Annotated in this window: 16 protein-coding genes; 7 read left to right on the plus strand and 9 right to left on the minus strand. The window is 63.6% G+C overall.

Annotation, left to right across the window (positions count from 1 at the left end; all coding sequences use genetic code 11):
- Position 1: 1 nt before the first annotated feature.
- From AC0ZT5_RS22050 to AC0ZT5_RS22075, 6 genes are all read right to left on the minus strand, one after another.
- Positions 2-325 (minus strand): YnfA family protein, encoded by a 324-nt coding sequence (locus tag AC0ZT5_RS22050; RefSeq protein WP_457151110.1) that lies wholly within the window; start codon positions 323-325, stop codon positions 2-4.
- A gap of 174 nt (positions 326-499) precedes the next feature.
- On the minus strand, positions 500-1,798 hold the full coding sequence (locus AC0ZT5_RS22055; RefSeq protein WP_488498158.1) for a cyclopropane fatty acid synthase: 1,299 nt from the start codon (positions 1,796-1,798) through the stop codon (positions 500-502).
- Between the two features lie 285 nt (positions 1,799-2,083).
- Positions 2,084-2,668, minus strand: coding sequence for a 50S ribosomal protein L9 (gene rplI, locus AC0ZT5_RS22060; protein ID WP_095086410.1), 585 nt, complete (start codon positions 2,666-2,668; stop codon positions 2,084-2,086).
- A 216-nt stretch (positions 2,669-2,884) separates the two neighbouring features.
- Positions 2,885-3,133, minus strand: a complete 249-nt coding sequence (gene rpsR / locus AC0ZT5_RS22065) for a 30S ribosomal protein S18 (RefSeq protein WP_006203718.1) — start codon at positions 3,131-3,133, stop codon at positions 2,885-2,887.
- Positions 3,133-3,633 (minus strand): 30S ribosomal protein S6, encoded by a 501-nt coding sequence (gene rpsF / locus AC0ZT5_RS22070; protein WP_023761609.1) that lies wholly within the window; start codon positions 3,631-3,633, stop codon positions 3,133-3,135. The genes rpsR and rpsF overlap by 1 nt, the downstream gene beginning before the upstream one ends.
- A gap of 464 nt (positions 3,634-4,097) precedes the next feature.
- A complete protein-coding gene (locus AC0ZT5_RS22075; RefSeq protein ID WP_488498289.1) occupies positions 4,098-6,050 on the minus strand; it encodes an LTA synthase family protein in 1,953 nt (650 codons plus the stop codon).
- A 253-nt stretch (positions 6,051-6,303) separates the two neighbouring features.
- Between AC0ZT5_RS22075 and fabD the strand changes: the two genes are divergently transcribed.
- The 7 genes from fabD to gmk all read left to right on the plus strand — a co-directional run bounded on the left by fabD (position 6,304) and on the right by gmk (position 12,865).
- Entirely contained in the window at positions 6,304-7,251 is a 948-nt protein-coding gene (gene fabD, locus AC0ZT5_RS22080) for an ACP S-malonyltransferase (RefSeq protein ID WP_488498159.1), read from the plus strand.
- Positions 7,252-7,311: 60 nt separating this feature from the next.
- Entirely contained in the window at positions 7,312-8,049 is a 738-nt protein-coding gene (gene fabG, locus AC0ZT5_RS22085) for a 3-oxoacyl-[acyl-carrier-protein] reductase (RefSeq protein ID WP_095086399.1), read from the plus strand.
- A gap of 212 nt (positions 8,050-8,261) precedes the next feature.
- Complete coding sequence (locus AC0ZT5_RS22090) at positions 8,262-8,498, plus strand: acyl carrier protein (RefSeq protein WP_006203723.1); 237 nt, start codon at positions 8,262-8,264, stop codon at positions 8,496-8,498.
- A 34-nt stretch (positions 8,499-8,532) separates the two neighbouring features.
- Positions 8,533-9,795: a beta-ketoacyl-ACP synthase II gene (gene fabF, locus AC0ZT5_RS22095; RefSeq protein ID WP_095086397.1), complete on the plus strand. Its 1,263-nt coding sequence runs from the start codon at positions 8,533-8,535 to the stop codon at positions 9,793-9,795.
- Positions 9,796-9,897: 102 nt separating this feature from the next.
- Positions 9,898-11,157, plus strand: coding sequence for an endolytic transglycosylase MltG (gene mltG, locus AC0ZT5_RS22100; RefSeq protein WP_488498160.1), 1,260 nt, complete (start codon positions 9,898-9,900; stop codon positions 11,155-11,157).
- Positions 11,158-11,314: 157 nt separating this feature from the next.
- Entirely contained in the window at positions 11,315-12,205 is an 891-nt protein-coding gene (locus AC0ZT5_RS22105; RefSeq protein ID WP_457151711.1) for a YicC/YloC family endoribonuclease, read from the plus strand.
- 3 nt (positions 12,206-12,208) lie between these two features.
- The gene (gmk, locus tag AC0ZT5_RS22110) at positions 12,209-12,865 is read left to right on the plus strand and encodes a guanylate kinase (protein WP_095086392.1); all 657 of its coding nucleotides are present in this window, start codon (positions 12,209-12,211) and stop codon (positions 12,863-12,865) included.
- A gap of 35 nt (positions 12,866-12,900) precedes the next feature.
- On the opposite strand, the gene rsmA is transcribed toward gmk, so the two are convergent.
- From rsmA to AC0ZT5_RS22125, 3 genes are read right to left on the minus strand one after another with little or no spacing between them, the layout of a single operon-like run.
- The gene (rsmA, locus tag AC0ZT5_RS22115; RefSeq protein ID WP_488498161.1) at positions 12,901-13,734 is read right to left on the minus strand and encodes a 16S rRNA (adenine(1518)-N(6)/adenine(1519)-N(6))-dimethyltransferase RsmA; all 834 of its coding nucleotides are present in this window, start codon (positions 13,732-13,734) and stop codon (positions 12,901-12,903) included.
- A gap of 25 nt (positions 13,735-13,759) precedes the next feature.
- Positions 13,760-14,788 (minus strand): 4-hydroxythreonine-4-phosphate dehydrogenase PdxA, encoded by a 1,029-nt coding sequence (gene pdxA, locus AC0ZT5_RS22120; protein WP_488498162.1) that lies wholly within the window; start codon positions 14,786-14,788, stop codon positions 13,760-13,762.
- A gap of 1 nt (position 14,789) precedes the next feature.
- Complete coding sequence (locus AC0ZT5_RS22125) at positions 14,790-15,728, minus strand: SurA N-terminal domain-containing protein (RefSeq protein ID WP_488498163.1); 939 nt, start codon at positions 15,726-15,728, stop codon at positions 14,790-14,792.
- Between the last annotated feature and the right edge of the window lie 87 nt (positions 15,729-15,815).

Here is a 15,815-nt window from a genome sequence, read left to right on the forward strand (position 1 = left end):
CTCAGGCTCCGCGTGGCGCGACGAGGATCACCGAGGCGCCGACAATGCAGAGCGCTGCGCCTGCGAGGTCCCAGCGGTCGGGGCGCACGCCCTCCGCTAGCCACAGCCAGCCAAGCGACGCCGCGATGTAGATGCCGCCATAGGCGGCGTAGGCGCGGCCGGCGGCATTGGCATCGACCAGCGCCAGCAGGAAGCCGAACAGAGCGAGCGAGGCGAGACCGGGGAGCAGCCACAGTGGCGACTTCTCCAGCCGCCACCACGCCCAGAACGAAAAGCAGCCGGCGATCTCGGCCAAGGCGGCAGCGACATAGAGAACATAGGTCATGAAAAAGGTCCGGTGGCGATCACTGGACCTTTTTCAGTGCAGGCGCCGGCAATGGCAAGCCGCAATACTATTTCCAAGGCATGTCGCTCAAAAGCGGGTCCGGCTTTGGGAGGACGACTTGCAAAAACAAAGACCTAAAGCGCCTCGCATGCGTCCGTTCAAACGCGAAGCGCTTTAGTCAGCAACCTTGCGGCGGCGAGCTGGCTTGGCAGCCGGGCTCTTCTTGATGGGATCCGTTTCACGGTGACCCATATCGCGCATCTCAAGCGCCTTCTCGCATTTGGTCATGTAGTCGCGCGTCGTCGGCAAGGTGTCGTTCTTCTTGGCGATCTGGATCTGGAAGATCACCAGATCCTGCCAGCGGAAAGCGGCTTCCGAAGCGGCCAGGTAGAACTCCCACATGCGGCAGAAGCGCTCGTCGTAGATCGCCTTGGCCTTGTCGCGGTTGGCGGCGAAGCGCTCGCCCCAGTGCTTCAGCGTGTCGGCATAGTGCAGCCGCAGGATTTCGATGTCGGTGACGACCAGCCCCGACTTCTCGATCGCCGGCATGACTTCGGAGAGCGAAGGGACATAGCCGCCCGGGAAGATGTATTTGCGGACGAAGGCGGTGGTCGCCCACGGAACGCCGGAGCGGCCGATCGTGTGCAACAGCATTACGCCATCCGGCTTGAGCAACGTCGCGCTCTTGTCGAAGAAGGTGCGGTAGTGGTTGACGCCGACATGCTCGAACATGCCGACCGAAACGATGCGGTCGAAACGCTCGTTGAGCTCGCGGTAGTCCTTGAGCTCGAAATGCACGCGGCTTTCCAACCCTTGCGCGTGCGCGCGGTCGGTGGCGACGCCATGCTGTTCGGTCGACAGCGTCACGCCTTGCACGTCGACGTCGAACGCCTTGGCGAGATAGAGGCCGAGCCCACCCCAGCCGGACCCGATGTCGAGCACCGTCTGGCCGGCCTTCAGCCTGAGCTTGGCGGCGATGTGGCGTTTCTTGGCGGCCTGCGCTTCGTCGAGCGTCATGTCCGGCTGCTCGAAATAGGCGCAGGAATACTGCATGTCCTCGTCGAGGAAGAGCCGGTAGAGATCGCCCGACAGGTCGTAGTGGCGCTGCACGTTGCGGCGCGAGCGCGAGGCGGTGTTGATCTGCTGCAGGCGGCGGAAAGCATGGCGCAGGCCTTCTATGGCTTTCGACCATGTGGCGTCGATGCCGCCGCTGCCCATGTTCTGGAAGGCGATGCGCATCACACCCAGCACGCCGCCTTCGAGAATGTCGAGTTCGCCGTCCATATAGGCTTCCGGCACCGCCAGCATCGGATCGAAGGTGATGGCGCGCTCGGCGTGCGCGGTCTTGATGTGCATGTGCACCGGCTCGCCGCTGCCGTCGCCGAAAACCACCGCGGCGCCCTTGGGGCCGGTTACCTTGAGATTGCCGGTGCGCACCAGGCGATCGAGAACGCGCTTGAGCAGAATATTCATGACCAAATGTCCCCTCAGACAGGCTGTCTCGGCGCATGACCCCGAAAATCGAAATCGATCTCGGGAAAGGGATCGTGCGCCAAACCAAAGTTTCACAGCGTCCTTTGCGCGGCCAAAGGACGCGCGACGCTGTAGTCTGCATCAATATATAGGGGTTCGAAAAGTTCCATTTGGCACAAAAATGCCCGGGCGAGAAACCCGGGCATTGGTCCAGTATGGCTGAGGCCAACTGGGATCGAAGCTGAGTGCGGCACGCCCGGCAGGGCGCACCGGCAATTCAGACCGTCAGGCGTTGTCTTCGCCGCCTTCGAACTCGGTGTTCGGATCGAAGAAGTTTTCCGGCCGGGCATTGTCGTTGATGTCGTCGCCATAGATGGCTTCGGCGGTGGTCAGCGTCTCGCCCTTGGCCTGGCGTTCGGCTTCGTCGGCCGTGCGGGCGATGTTGAGCGTGATCGTGACCTCGACTTCCGGATGCAGCGCGATCGCCACATTGGTGAGGCCGATGGTCTTGATCGGCTGGTTGAGCAGGATCTGGTTGCGGTTGACCGTGAAACCTTCCGCCGTCAACAGATCCGCGATGTCGCGGGTCGACACCGAGCCGTAGAGCTGGCCGGTTTCGCCAGCCGAACGCACGGCGATGAAGCTCTTGCCGTCGAGCTTTTCGGCGACCTGGCTGGCTTCCGACTTGCGCTCGAGGTTGCGGGCTTCGAGCTGGGCGCGCTGGCCTTCGAACTTCTTCTTGTTGGCTTCGTTGGCGCGCAGCGCCTTGCCCTGCGGCAGCAGGAAGTTACGGGCAAAGCCGTCCTTGACCTTGACGGTATCGCCCATCTGGCCGAGGCGGGAAACGCGTTCGAGAAGAATGACTTCCATGGTTTTGTTCCTTCGGTTGGGCGCCAATCGTTGGGATCGACGCCGAATGTCTTGGGAACAGGTCAGGAAGCTTGGGGCGCGCCTTGGCGCCGGTGTCGCTGTCCTGCCTGTTCAGGCAGTTAGAGGTTTGACCTCAACTCGGGATTTGAATGCGATCCCCGCGGCGCCCGTCGCCGAGGTGAAAAGAGCGGGCGGCAAGCCGCCCGCTCGAAAGTCTTAGCGAACCACGTAGGGCAGCAGGCCGAGGAAGCGGGCGCGCTTGATCGCCTTGGCGAGTTCGCGCTGCTTCTTCTGGCTGACGGCAGTGATGCGCGACGGGACGATCTTGCCGCGCTCGGAAATGTAGCGCTGCAGCAGACGTACGTCCTTGTAGTCGATCTTGGGCGCGTTGGCGCCGGAGAACGGGCAGGTCTTGCGGCGGCGATGGAACGGGCGCCGGGTCGGGATCTGGTTGATGTCGACCATTATTCTGCACCCCCTTCAAAGCCTTCGCGCGGACGGCGCGGACCACGATCGGCACCGGCATCGCCGAACGAGCGCGGCGGACGATCGCCACGGTCGCCGCGATCACGGTCGCCGAACGAGCGCGGACCACGATCGCCACGGTCACGGTCGCCGAAGCCGCCGCGTTCCGAGCGCTCTTCGCGCTTCTGCATCATGGCCGACGGGCCTTCCTCATGCGCCTCGACCTTGATGGTCAGGAAACGCAGCACGTCTTCGGACAGGCCCATCTGGCGCTCCATCTCGTTGAGCGCGGCCGGCGGGCAGTTCAGGTCCATCAGCGTGTAGTAAGCCTTCCGGTTCTTGTTAACCCGGTAGGTGAGGGACTTCAGTCCCCAGTTCTCGACCCGGCCGACGGACCCGCCATTTGCGGAGATGACGCCCTTGTACTGTTCGACAAGCGCATCGACCTGCTGCTGCGAGAGGTCCTGCCGGGCAAGAAACACATGTTCGTAAAGAGCCATAGTGTATCAGTGCCTTTCTTCGTTTCTCTCCCGGTTCCCGGCGGCAAAAGCCTCTGCAACTTCTCTGACCCGCCGTTCCCGGTAAAAGGGGGCGGGGAAGAAAGGAGCATGACGAGACGGTCGAGAGCGGAGACACGGGAGGCGGAAGCACTTCTGTCTTCACACGAAAGTTTTCGAAAAAACCTCCGGCCCTCCGTTCAGCCCCCAGCTGGGACCGGCAGATTGGGGGCGTCTATACAGCAATCCGCCCACAACGCAAGCGCAAGCGGGCATTCCCTTGTGTCGCAGGGGCGGAAAAATCAAGCAGCAACAATGGCAAGGCTTCGTGGTTTCCGGCAACCGGGCCTTAGCCACAATGTCAGGTTGTGTGGAGTTGAAATCCTGCCGTCAACGGTCGATTCATCAAGGGAGGCGCAGAAGCGTGACGCAACGGCGCAGGGCCTGATCCCGCGGGATCGTTTGGCTCAACTCGTATGGGCGACGACCTTGTCGACCGTTTCGGGGAAGAAATCCGGCGCCGCGAGGCGTTTGCCGAACATCATGTCGTACTGCAGCAGGCGGAAATCGCGGATCGTCGGGTCGATCTCCTTCTGCCGTGCCCAATCGGGCGTGGCTTCGCCCGTCGGCGTCAGCAACAAATTGCGGTCGACGACGCGGTAGCGTTCGCGCATCTCACCCAGGAAGCCGGTGTAGTATGGGTGGGTGATGCCGGCGGTGGTGAGGATATGATAGGGCAGGAACGCCGGGCTCACCGCGCCCAGGTTCTCGACCGGACCGGAGTGGTTCGACCAGATGATCAGCGGCGTCTGGTGATGTTCAAGTGCGGCTTGCGGCGTCGGTTCCTTGCGCGGCGCGACATTGTCTTTCAGGAAGCCGGTTTCGACATAGACCGGCCCCAGCGGCGGCAGATGGTCGCCGAAGAAGGCGATCACGGTGGGACGGGAGCGTTTCTTCGCCCATTCGACAAGGCGTTCAAGGCCACGATCGGCGTCGGCTGACCCCTCGGCGTAGCTGAGCAGCGATTCACGTGCCCATTGGCTGATAGGTGCCTGCACCGTGTGTGTAGGATTGTAATAGCGGTTCGGCTCGTAGGGACCGTGGTTTTGCAGACTGACAGCAAAAAAGAACACCGGCTCATCGCTGGCGTCGGCCTCGCTGATGATCTCGTCGGTCATCGCCGCATCGGACGCCAGCGGCCCGCGCTTCTGCAAGGGCGGCAGCGTCTCTTCTGATTTGAAATCGTTGAAGCCGAAATCTGCGTAGACCGCGCCACGGTTCCAGAACCAGTTGGTGCCGGGATGGATGGCGCGCGCCCGGTAACCCTGGCTCTTGAGGAACGTCGCGAGCGAAGGCGTCGGCGTGCGCACATATTGCTGATAGGGGATGCTGCCAGCCGGCAGGAAGGCGTTGGAAAAGCCGGTCAGCGCCTCAAACTCGATGTTGGCGGTCATGCCGCCGAATTCGGGCGAGAACATCGAGCCCGAACGCAGCGCCCGCACGTTGGGGATCGGGTCGGGCGTGATGGTGACGCCGGGCAGCTTGGTCGGATCCCAGAAGGATTCGCTCATGACGATGATGATGTCGGGTTTTTCGGCCGGCATCGAGGCGGTCACATCGGTCCTGTCGATCGCCGCGATTGCCTTGTCGGAATAGCCCGGCGGCGCCGAGACATGCGCCATCGGCACGTTGAGAGCGAAGGCCAGGGCAAAGCCGTTGGAGGCATAGTTTTCCTTCTGGTCCCACATGATCGGGATGATCTGCAGCCGGTCCCTGGTCCAGGAGAAGGTGGCATAGTCCATGATCGAAACGAAGAAGGCGAGCAGCGGCACCGCCAGCGTCAGCCGGGCAAGGCGGCCCTTGCGGCTGAGCGCCGGAACCCTGCGGCGCCATAGCCGCCAGCCATAGACGAGCAGCGACAGGCCGGCGACGATGCCCGCGACCATGGCCAGCGCGGTCATCGGCCGGTCGCGCACCAGGAGCGGCAGCAGCGCGAAGATCTGGCGGGCGTAGAGGAAATCGGTGGGATAGAGCGGATCGCCGAGATAATGCGACTTCTGGTGGCCGACGAAGGCAAGGGACAGGGTCAGCGGCGCGACGATCATCAGGCTCTGGTGGCTGCGGCCAAGCACGGCATCGAGGCCGATCAGGATCAGCGCGAACACGACGATGGTGGTCCAGCCCGGCTTGAGCGGCTGCAGGAAGAAGGCGACCGTGCCGGCAAAGTCGCCGCGCACGATCAATTCGATGGCAAACACCATGACGGCCGCGATCGCCAGGCTGACCAGCCCATAGCGCACGACCGGCCATGTCCTGCCCGGCAGATAGCCGGTAGACGGGTCGTCTTCCAGGAACTGTGGCGCGGCTTTGCCGACGCGTTTAGAACTCTTTGCCACTTTAACTTCCCCACCCAGCGACAAACTCGTCACTCGATTGTCATATAATTGTCACGCAAAGCTAGCGCCTGTGGCGGAAATAAGAAGAGCCAGCAAACGATTCGTGAGCGGTTTTCATCAGGAGTGATCGCCAAAAAGCCTTTCGGAACAGGCACTCGGCCGGCGATGGTGCCGCCGGCCAGGGTCGAACTGGGCTTGACTTGGCGGCCTGCCTTGCGTCACAGGCAAGAAAAACCCGACTATCAGGCAAGCAAAACCAGCCCTTGGGAGCCCTCGCATGGCCGTTGCATTCACCTTTCCTGGACAAGGCAGCCAGGCTGTCGGCATGGGCAAGGATCTCGCCGATGCCTTTCCCGAGGCGCGCAGGATCTTCCAGGAGGTCGACGACGCACTTGGCGAAAACCTGTCGAAGCTGATCTGGGAAGGGCCAGAGGAGACGTTGACGCTCACCGCCAATGCGCAGCCGGCGCTGATGGCGGTGTCGCTGGCCGCGATCAGGGCGCTGGAATCGCGCGGCTTCTCGCTGAAGGACAAGGTCGCCTATGTCGCCGGCCATTCGCTGGGCGAATATTCGGCGCTCGCGGCCGCCGGCTTCGTTTCGGTTGCCGATGCCGCCAGGCTGCTGCGCATCCGGGGCAATGCCATGCAGGCAGCGGTGCCGGCCGGCGAGGGCGCCATGGCGGCAATCATCGGGCTGGAACAGGCGGATGTAGAAGCTGCCTGCGCCGAGGCTGCCCAAGGGGCAGGCTCTGTCTGCCAGGTGGCGAACGACAATGGCGGCGGCCAACTGGTCATTTCAGGCACAAAGGGCGCAGTGGAGCTGGCGGCGAAACTTTGCACGGAAAAGGGCGCCAAGCGGGCGCTGATGCTGCAGGTTTCGGCGCCTTTCCACTCCGCGCTGATGACGCCGGCGGCCGAGATCATGCGCGAGGCTCTGGCCAGCGTGGCGAAGGCCGCCCCGGTGGTTCCCATCGTCTCCAACGTCACCGTCACCCCGACCAACGATCCGGACGAGATCGCGCGGCGTCTGGTCGAGCAGGTGATTGCCCGCGTGCGCTGGCGCGAGACTGTGGAATGGTTCGGCGCAAACGGCATCGCCACGCTTTACGAGATCGGCGCCGGAAAGGTGCTTTCAGGCCTGGCGCGGCGTATCAACCGCGACATCGCCACCGCGTCGGTCGGCTCTGCGGCTGATGTCGAGGCGGTGCTGGCGACGCTTGCTTAATCTAGTGCCATTTGACCCTGCCCGTGCAAAGGGTGTTCTCTTCTCAATCAGGAGACAAAAATGTTCGAATTGACTGGCCGCAAGGCACTCGTCACCGGCGCATCGGGAGGCATTGGCGAGGCGATCGCCAGGGTCCTGCATGCGCAAGGCGCGATCGTTGGCCTGCATGGCACGCGGGTCGAGAAACTGGAGACGCTGGCCGCCGAGCTTGGCGATCGGGTCAAGCTGTTCCCGGCCAACCTGTCGAACCGTGATGAGGTCAAGGCGCTCGGCCAGAAGGCGGAGGCCGACCTCGAAGGTGTCGACATCCTGGTCAACAATGCCGGCATCACCAAGGACGGGCTGTTCGTGCGCATGTCGGACGCCGACTGGGACACCGTGCTCGAGGTCAACCTGACCGCTGTCTTCAGGCTGACCCGCGAACTCACCCATCCAATGATGCGCCGCCGTCACGGCCGTATCATCAACATCACCTCGGTTGTCGGCGTCACCGGCAATCCCGGCCAGGCCAACTATTGCGCCTCCAAGGCCGGCATGATCGGCTTTTCCAAATCGCTGGCGCAGGAGATCGCCACCCGCAACATCACAGTCAACTGCGTCGCCCCGGGCTTCATCGAATCGGCGATGACCGACAAGCTCAACGACAAGCAGAAGGAGGCGATCATGGCGGCGATCCCGACGCGCCGCATGGGCACCGGCGCCGAAGTCGCATCCGCCGTTGCCTATCTCGCCTCCAACGAAGCCGCCTACGTCACCGGCCAGACCATCCATGTGAATGGCGGCATGGCGATGATCTGAACGAGGTCCGGCGGAGTTGTTGCCGGCTTGTGAAAAGAGACCATTTCGGCTTGGACCTCAGCTATTTTTCGTGTAATGCGGCCCGCAACCCGGCGGTTCGGGCAAAAACCGGTCCGTGGCCGTTGCGTTTCCGGCAGGACCATCTTTCAGCTTGATTAGCGGCATTCTGCCCGCTAACGAAGACAGACAAACAAAAGACGAGGATGCCCCAAATGAGTGACACCGCAGAGCGCGTCAAAAAGATCGTCATCGAGCACCTTGGTGTCGATGCCGACAAAGTGACGGAGCAGGCGAGCTTCATCGATGATCTGGGCGCCGACAGCCTCGACACGGTCGAACTCGTCATGGCGTTCGAAGAAGAATTCGGCGTCGAGATTCCCGACGATGCGGCCGAGACCATCCTGACCGTCGGCGACGCGGTGAAGTATATCGACAAGGCATCCGCCTGACGCTTTCCGCAGTCATCACCGGGGAGGACCTGCGATGAGGCGTGTCGTCGTCACGGGCCTTGGGTTGTTGTCGCCATTCGGCATGGGCTTCGAGCACAGCTGGAAGGAACTTCTGACCGGCCGCAGCGCAGCCAAACGCATCACCGAGTTTGAGGTGGAGGATCTTGCCTGCAAGATCGCCCACGTCATTCCGCGTGGCGATGGCAGCAATGCCACCTTCAATCCCGAAGCCGTGCTCGAGCCGAAGGAATTGCGCAAGATCGGCGACTTCATCCTGTACGGGATTGCCGCCGCCGACGAGGCGCTGAAGGATTCCGGCTGGGAGCCAAAAACCCATGCCGAGCAGTGTGCCACCGGCGTGCTGATCGGCTCCGGCATAGGCGGCATCGAAGGCATCGCCGAGAACGCGATGATCCTCAAGGAACGCGGTCCGCGCCGCATCAGCCCGTTCTTCATCCCGGGCCAGATCATCAATCTCGTTTCCGGGCAGGTCTCGATCAGGCACGGGCTGAAAGGCCCGAACCACGCCGTCGTCACCGCCTGTTCGACCGGTGCGCACGCCATTGGCGACGCTGCCCGGCTGATCATGTGGGGCGATGCCGACGTGATGGTCGCCGGTGGCGCCGAAGCGCCGGTGACGCGGCTGTCGATCGCCGGCTTCGCCGCGTGCCGGGCGCTGTCGACCGATCGCAACGATGCGCCGCAAACGGCGTCGCGCCCCTATGACCGCGACCGCGACGGCTTCGTCATGGGCGAGGGCGCCGGCGTCGTCGTGCTTGAAGAGCTCGAACATGCCAAGGCGCGCGGCGCCAAGATTTACGCCGAGGTGACCGGCTACGGCCTCACCGGTGATGCCCATCACATCACCGCGCCTGCCGAAGACGGCGACGGCGCCTTCCGCTGCATGACGGCGGCGTTGAACCGGGCCAAGCTGACGCCTGCCGATGTCGACTACATCAACGCGCACGGCACCTCGACCATGGCCGATACGATCGAACTCGGCGCCGTCGAGCGGCTTGTCGGCAATGCCGCGTCTAAGATTTCGATGTCGTCCACCAAGTCGTCGATCGGCCATCTGCTGGGGGCGGCGGGTGCTGCCGAAGCGATCTTTTCGATCCTCGCCATTCGCGACAATGTCGCGCCGGCGACCATCAACCTCGACAACCCGGAGCGCGAGACCGCGATCGACCTAGTGCCCAACAAGCCGCGCGCCCGCCAGATCGACGTTGCGCTGTCCAATTCCTTCGGCTTTGGCGGCACCAACGCTTCGCTCGTCTTCCAGCGCTATAATGGCTGACCGTTCAACTGCCCGGCGATGCTTCGGCATGCCGTCAATTTTGCCATATTCGCCCCTACTCTGCCGCAGGGGATTCGTTGAGCGATCAAACGGTAGGGCAAAATGAACACAAATCCGGCGGGCAACGGAGAATTCGGACAGCGTCCGGCATCTGGTCCGATCGTGCCGAAGACGGCGAGCGAGGCCTTGCGGCCGGAGGCCGGCACACCGCCGCCGAAGCGCTCGCGCGCTTCGCGCAGCCAGGTCGTCGTGTTCATGAACTTCGTCATCTCCGCGGTGATGCTGATGGTTCTGGCGGCCGGCGCCGCGGTCTATTTCGGCAAGCAGGAATTCACTGAAGCTGGCCCCTCGGCCAATGGCGACACGTTCCTGGTCAAGCCGAACACCGGCGTCCAGGATATTGCCGACCAGCTCGAACGCCGCGGACTGATCAGCGACGCCCGGATCTTCCGCCTTGGCGTGCGCGCCTACGGCAATGATTCGGCGCTGAAGGCCGGCGAGTACGAGATCAAGCCCAAGGCTTCCATGCGCGAGATCATGGAGCTTTTGAAGAGCGGTAAGTCCGTGATGTATTCGCTGACCGTTCCAGAAGGGTTGACTGTCGATCAGGCGCTGCAGCGCATCGCCGATGAGCCTGCCTTGAGCGGCGATATGCCGGCGACCACTCCTCCCGAAGGCAGCCTCGCCACCGATACGCTGCGCTTCACGCGCGGCGCGACGCGCCAGCAGATGATCGACAAGCTGCTGGCGGATCAGAAGAAGCTGGTCGACGATGTCTGGCAGCGGCGCGCGCCGGACTTGCCGCTGGCCAATGTCGAAGAGTTCGTCACGCTGGCCTCGATCGTCGAGAAGGAAACGGGCAAGGGTGACGAGCGTTCACGAGTTGCCGCCGTCTTCCTGAACCGACTGGCCAAGGGCATGCGCCTGCAATCCGACCCAACCATCATCTACGGTCTGTTCGGCGGCAAGGGCAAGCCGGCGGACCGGCCAATCTACCAGTCGGACATCGAGAAGCAGACGCCTTACAACACCTATGTGATCAACGGCCTGCCACCGACGCCGATCGCCAATCCGGGTCGGGCGGCGCTGGAGGCGGTGGCCAATCCGTCGAAGACCGACGATCTTTACTTCGTCGCCGATGGTACCGGCGGGCATGTCTTTGCCGCGACACTCGAAGAGCACAATGAGAACGTCGCCCGCTATCGCGCCTTGCAGAAGAAGCAGGCCGACGACGCCGCCAAAGGCGCCACCACCACCGGCGCCGGCGACAGCAATGCCGACAAGCCGGCTGACAGCAATGCTGACAAGCCGGTTGACGGAGGCGACGACAGCGGCGGCGGCGATGCGGGCGCTGCCCAGTAGGACGAAGAAGGGCGTTGCCACAAGGCGGCATCCCTGACATTTGGAGCAGCGCCGCGCGTCCGATTTCGACGTGCCTGCGGCCAGTCATTCTTAAGCCGCACGTGCTCCCCTCCGGAAAACCGGTTTCGGAGCGATGTGCCAGGGACTTGTGGGCGATATGAATTTGCAGAGCATGACCGGTTTTGCACGTGCCGTCGCCGAGCATGAAGGCACCGCGATCGCCTGGGAGGTCAAGTCCGTCAACGGCAAGAGCGTCGAGGTGCGGCTGCGATTGCCGCAAGGCTTCGAGCGGCTGGAACCGGCTGTCAGGCAGACGCTTCAGAAGCGCTTTGCGCGGGGTAATTTCCAGGCAACGCTGACCATTGGCCGTGCCGCCGGCGCGCAGGCGCAGCCCGTCGTCAACGAAGTCTTCCTGAAGGACCTTGCGGGGCTCGCCAAGCGGTTGCAGGAGCAGTTCGGTGTCGCCCCCGCGACATCGGACGGATTGCTTTCGCTGCGCGGCGTGCTCGATATTCCCGAGACTGTCGAAACCGAAGAGGTGCGCGCCGCGCTCGACATCGCGATCACGGCTGCGCTCGAGGTGGCCCTCAAAGGGCTGGAACAGGCGCGACAGGGTGAAGGTGCCGCACTGGCACTGCTGCTGGCGGGCCACATCGACGCAATCGAGGCGCTGACGTTGCGGGCAGAGGCGGATCCGTCGCGCGAGACGGCGGCGATCCGCGAACGCCTCGCCGAGCAGGTCAGGCTGCTGATGGACGCGTCCGCCAATCTGGACGCCAGCCGGTTGCACATGGAGGCGGCTTTCCTGGCCACCAAAGCCGATATTCGCGAAGAGATCGACCGCCTGAAAACGCATGTCGCATCTGGTCGGGCACTGCTCGAGGGTGGCGGCGCGGTCGGCCGCAAGCTCGATTTTCTGGCACAGGAATTTAACCGCGAATCGAATACGCTGTGCTCGAAGTCGAACGCCGCTACGGTCACCGCGATCGGGCTGGAACTGAAGGCCGTGGTCGACCAGTTTCGTGAACAGATCCAGAATCTGGAGTAGCCGATGGTTGCCAAGGATTTAGGGTCCCGCATTCGCCGCCGGGGCCTGATGCTCGTCCTGTCGTCGCCATCCGGCGCCGGCAAGTCGACGATCGCGCGCAACCTTCTGGAAAGCGATTCCAGCCTCGAACTGTCGGTCTCGGTCACCACCAGACCGCGCCGCGGCAGCGAGATCGAAGGTGTTCACTACCATTTCCGGACAATGCGCGATTTCGAGCGGCTGCGCGATTCCGACGCCCTGCTGGAATGGGCCGAAGTCCACGGCAATTGCTATGCGACACCGCGCGAGCCGGCCGAACTGGCGCTGGCTGAAGGGCGCGACATGCTGTTCGACATCGACTGGCAAGGCGCACAGCAGCTCAAGGAGAAGATGCGCGCCGACATCGTCTCGATCTTCATCCTGCCGCCGTCGATGAAGGAATTGAAAGCGCGGCTGAAGCGTCGCGCCGAAGACCAGGAGGCGGTGATCGAGACGCGGCTGAAAAACGCCCGCAACGAGATCGAGCACTGGAAGGAATATGATTTCGTCATCGTCAATGACGACCTCGACCGCGCCTTCGCCGAAGTGCGCGGCATCGTCGTCGCCGAGCGGCTAAGGCGCGATCGCCGGCCCGGCCTATTCGATTTCGTCTCGGGACTGTTGGACGAGAAGACGGGCTGATGCTTCTTCCTTCCCTGTGAACGGGGAGAAGAAAGCTACACCGTGTTGGTCAGACGTACGAATTCCTCGACGCTGAGTGTTTCGGCGCGGCGTGTCGGATCGATGCCGGCGCGTTCGAGCAAGGCTTCACCGCCGAGGCTTTTCACGCTCTGCCGCAGCATCTTGCGGCGTTGGCCGAAGGCGGCTTCGGTGACGCGGCCGAGTTTTTTCACATCGGCGGGCAGGGGCGTCGCGCGCGGCTCCAGATGCACCACAGAAGAGGTGACCTTGGGCGGCGGCGTGAATGCCTGGGGCGGCACGTCGAAGGCGATCCTGGCCTGCGTGCGCCAGCCGGCCAGCACGCCAAGCCTGCCATAGGCATCGCTGCCGGGTGTGGCGACGATGCGCTGGGCCACCTCGCGCTGGAACATCAGGGTCATAGATGCATAGAAGGGCGGCCATTCGCCGACCGTCAACCAGCGCACCAGCAGCTCCGTGCCGATATTGTACGGCAGGTTGGCGATGATCTTGACTGGGCCGCCGGCTCCCCTATCGGCAAGGGCTGCGAAGTCCGTCTTCAGCGCATCGCCGGATACAATCTCCAGCCGGCCGGGATAATGATCCGATATTTCGGCGAGCGCCGCCAGGCAACGTTCGTCGCGCTCGATGGCAATGACGTGACGCGCCCCGTTGGCGAGCAATGCGCGGGTCAGCCCGCCGGGGCCGGGACCGACCTCGATCACGGTTGCATTGGACAAGTCGCCGGCGGTGCGGGCGATCTTGCCGGTGAGGTTGAGGTCGAACAGGAAATTCTGGCCGAGCGCCTTCTTTGCCTGCAGCCCATGACGCTCGATCACCTCGCGCAGCGGCGGGAGCCCATCGATGCTCATGCGCGTAGGCTCAGGCAGGAAGCGCTCATGCTGCGGCGGCCCTCGTGCCGCTGTCGGCCAATCGCCTGGCGAGCTTCAGCGCCGCCATCAGGCTATCAGGCCGTGCCACGCCCTTGCCGGCGATGTCGAAGGCGGTACCGTGGTCGGGCGAGGTGCGAATAAAGGGCAGGCCGAGCGTGACATTGACCGCCTCGTCGAAGGCCAGTGCCTTGGCCGGAATCAGCGCCTGGTCGTGATACATGCACAGGGCCGCGTCGTAGCCGGCCCGGGCCCGGGCGTGGAACAATGTGTCGGCGGGCAGGGGGCCGAAAGCGTCGATGCCTTCGGCTCGCAGGATGTCGACCGCCGGGCGCACGATGCGCTCGTCCTCGAGGCCCATGGCACCGCCTTCGCCCGCATGCGGATTGAGCCCGGCAACGGCCAGCCGCGGCCTGGCGATGCCGAAGCGGCCGATGAGGTCGGCAGCGGTGATGCGCGCGGTCGCGACGATCAATTCGGTGGTCAGCGCCTTGGGCACCTCCGCCAGCGCGATGTGGATGGTGACGGGGACGGTGCGCAGCTCGGGGCCGACGAGCATCATCACCGGCATCGCCTCGACGCCGGTGTGTCGGGCCGACAGATGCGCCAGATATTCGGTGTGGCCGGGAAAGCCAAAGCCGGCATCGTAGAGCGGCTTCTTGGCGATCGGGCAGGTGACGACGGCGGCGGCGTCGCCGGCAAGGCAATCGGCGACGGCGCGGTCGATGGCTTCGATGGTGGCGGCCGCATTGGCTGGGTCCGGCCGGCCGGGGCTGTCGATGCAGCCAGCAGCCAGCGGCACGATCGGCAGGGCGCGGCCAAACACTTGCGCCGCTTGCGCGGGTGTCGTTTCAACGACCGGCAACGAAATGCCGAGGAGGCGGGCCCGGGAGGCGATCAGCGCCGGATCGGCGAGCAGATAGAAGGGAGGCAAGGCGGCAGCCTCGCGCGCCATGAACGCGGCAATCGCGATCTCCGGCCCGATGCCGGACGGATCGCCGGCGCTCAAGGCGAGCGCAATCACTGTGCTGCCCACGTCAGCGCTTGACGATGCGGGCTTTCGCCTTCAACTCGTCGATATATTTCTTGCTGAGCTCATCGGCGTTCTTGTCACCGCCTGAGCCTTCGCTCTGGAACACCATCTGGGCAACCTTGTCGTCCGAGACTTCGCGCGACGAGCAGATGCCGATGAATTCGACGCCGCGTTCGGTCTCGCGCGTGACGGTTGCGCCACCGACCTTGGTTGCCTTGATCTGCTCGGCCCAGTCCGACGGCAGTTGCGGCGCCAGCACCCGGCCCAAGTCACGAACGGTGACGTCGATCAGGCCCTTGGCGAACTCATGCGTCGTGCCGCAGCCGTTGAAGCGGGCGCGCATGGCGTCGGCCTCACGCTTGCGCTTGGCCAGCGTCGCGCTGCGCTCGGCGGCTGGTACCACGAAGATGACCTGCTGCAGCATGTACTCGGTAGCGCTCGGCTTGGAGCCGCCTTTTTCGAGCATCTTCCTGACAAGGTCTTGCTCGCTGACGGCGCCGGTGCCATCGCCGGAACGATAACGCGCGCTCAAGGCCTGGTTCCAGGCCATCTGGGCGCGGATGAATTCCTTGAAGTGGCCCTTGGTGACGCCTGATTTCTCCATGACGCCGTCGAGTTGGCTTAGCTGCATCTTGTTGTTCGAGGCAAAGCGCTGGTAGGCAGCCTCGACCTGCGCATCGCTGATGCGGATACCAAGCCGCTTGGCCTCGGCCAGTCGCAGCGTCTGGTCGATCATTTCCTGGGCGGCATCGCCCTTCTTGCGCTGCAGCTTCAAGAAGGCGGCGCGATGCGCGATGTCACCGGAGGTGACTGGAACGTCGTTGACGACGTATTTGATCTCGCTGGCGAAAGCCGGCGGCGTCATCACGGTGACCGACACGGACGTCGCCGCCAAAAGCAGCGCGAACCCCGCTGAAAACAGATATTTCCTCATCGTTGGCATCCCAATTCTATCCCGGCTCCGCCCAATTCGTGCGTTCCGGGTGCACGAAATCCGTGCCAGCCCTATGCGGCGAAACGATGTCGCCGA

This window comes from Mesorhizobium sp. CNPSo 4670, from assembly GCF_057784235.1.

Bases quoted from the DNA above. Each gene is read 5' to 3' on its own strand.
- AC0ZT5_RS22050 (WP_457151110.1), bottom strand. From the start codon at position 325: ATGACCTATGTTCTCTATGTCGCTGCCGCCTTGGCCGAGATCGCCGGC.
- AC0ZT5_RS22055 (WP_488498158.1), bottom strand. From the start codon at position 1,798: ATGAATATTCTGCTCAAGCGCGTTCTCGATCGCCTGGTGCGCACCGGC.
- rplI (WP_095086410.1), bottom strand. From the start codon at position 2,668: ATGGAAGTCATTCTTCTCGAACGCGTTTCCCGCCTCGGCCAGATGGGC.
- rpsR (WP_006203718.1), bottom strand. From the start codon at position 3,133: ATGGTCGACATCAACCAGATCCCGACCCGGCGCCCGTTCCATCGCCGC.
- rpsF (WP_023761609.1), bottom strand. From the start codon at position 3,633: ATGGCTCTTTACGAACATGTGTTTCTTGCCCGGCAGGACCTCTCGCAG.
- fabD (WP_488498159.1), top strand. From the start codon at position 6,304: ATGGCCGTTGCATTCACCTTTCCTGGACAAGGCAGCCAGGCTGTCGGC.
- fabG (WP_095086399.1), top strand. From the start codon at position 7,312: ATGTTCGAATTGACTGGCCGCAAGGCACTCGTCACCGGCGCATCGGGA.
- AC0ZT5_RS22090 (WP_006203723.1), top strand. From the start codon at position 8,262: ATGAGTGACACCGCAGAGCGCGTCAAAAAGATCGTCATCGAGCACCTT.
- fabF (WP_095086397.1), top strand. From the start codon at position 8,533: ATGAGGCGTGTCGTCGTCACGGGCCTTGGGTTGTTGTCGCCATTCGGC.
- mltG (WP_488498160.1), top strand. From the start codon at position 9,898: ATGAACACAAATCCGGCGGGCAACGGAGAATTCGGACAGCGTCCGGCA.
- AC0ZT5_RS22105 (WP_457151711.1), top strand. From the start codon at position 11,315: ATGAATTTGCAGAGCATGACCGGTTTTGCACGTGCCGTCGCCGAGCAT.
- gmk (WP_095086392.1), top strand. From the start codon at position 12,209: ATGGTTGCCAAGGATTTAGGGTCCCGCATTCGCCGCCGGGGCCTGATG.
- rsmA (WP_488498161.1), bottom strand. From the start codon at position 13,734: ATGAGCATCGATGGGCTCCCGCCGCTGCGCGAGGTGATCGAGCGTCAT.
- AC0ZT5_RS22125 (WP_488498163.1), bottom strand. From the start codon at position 15,728: ATGCCAACGATGAGGAAATATCTGTTTTCAGCGGGGTTCGCGCTGCTT.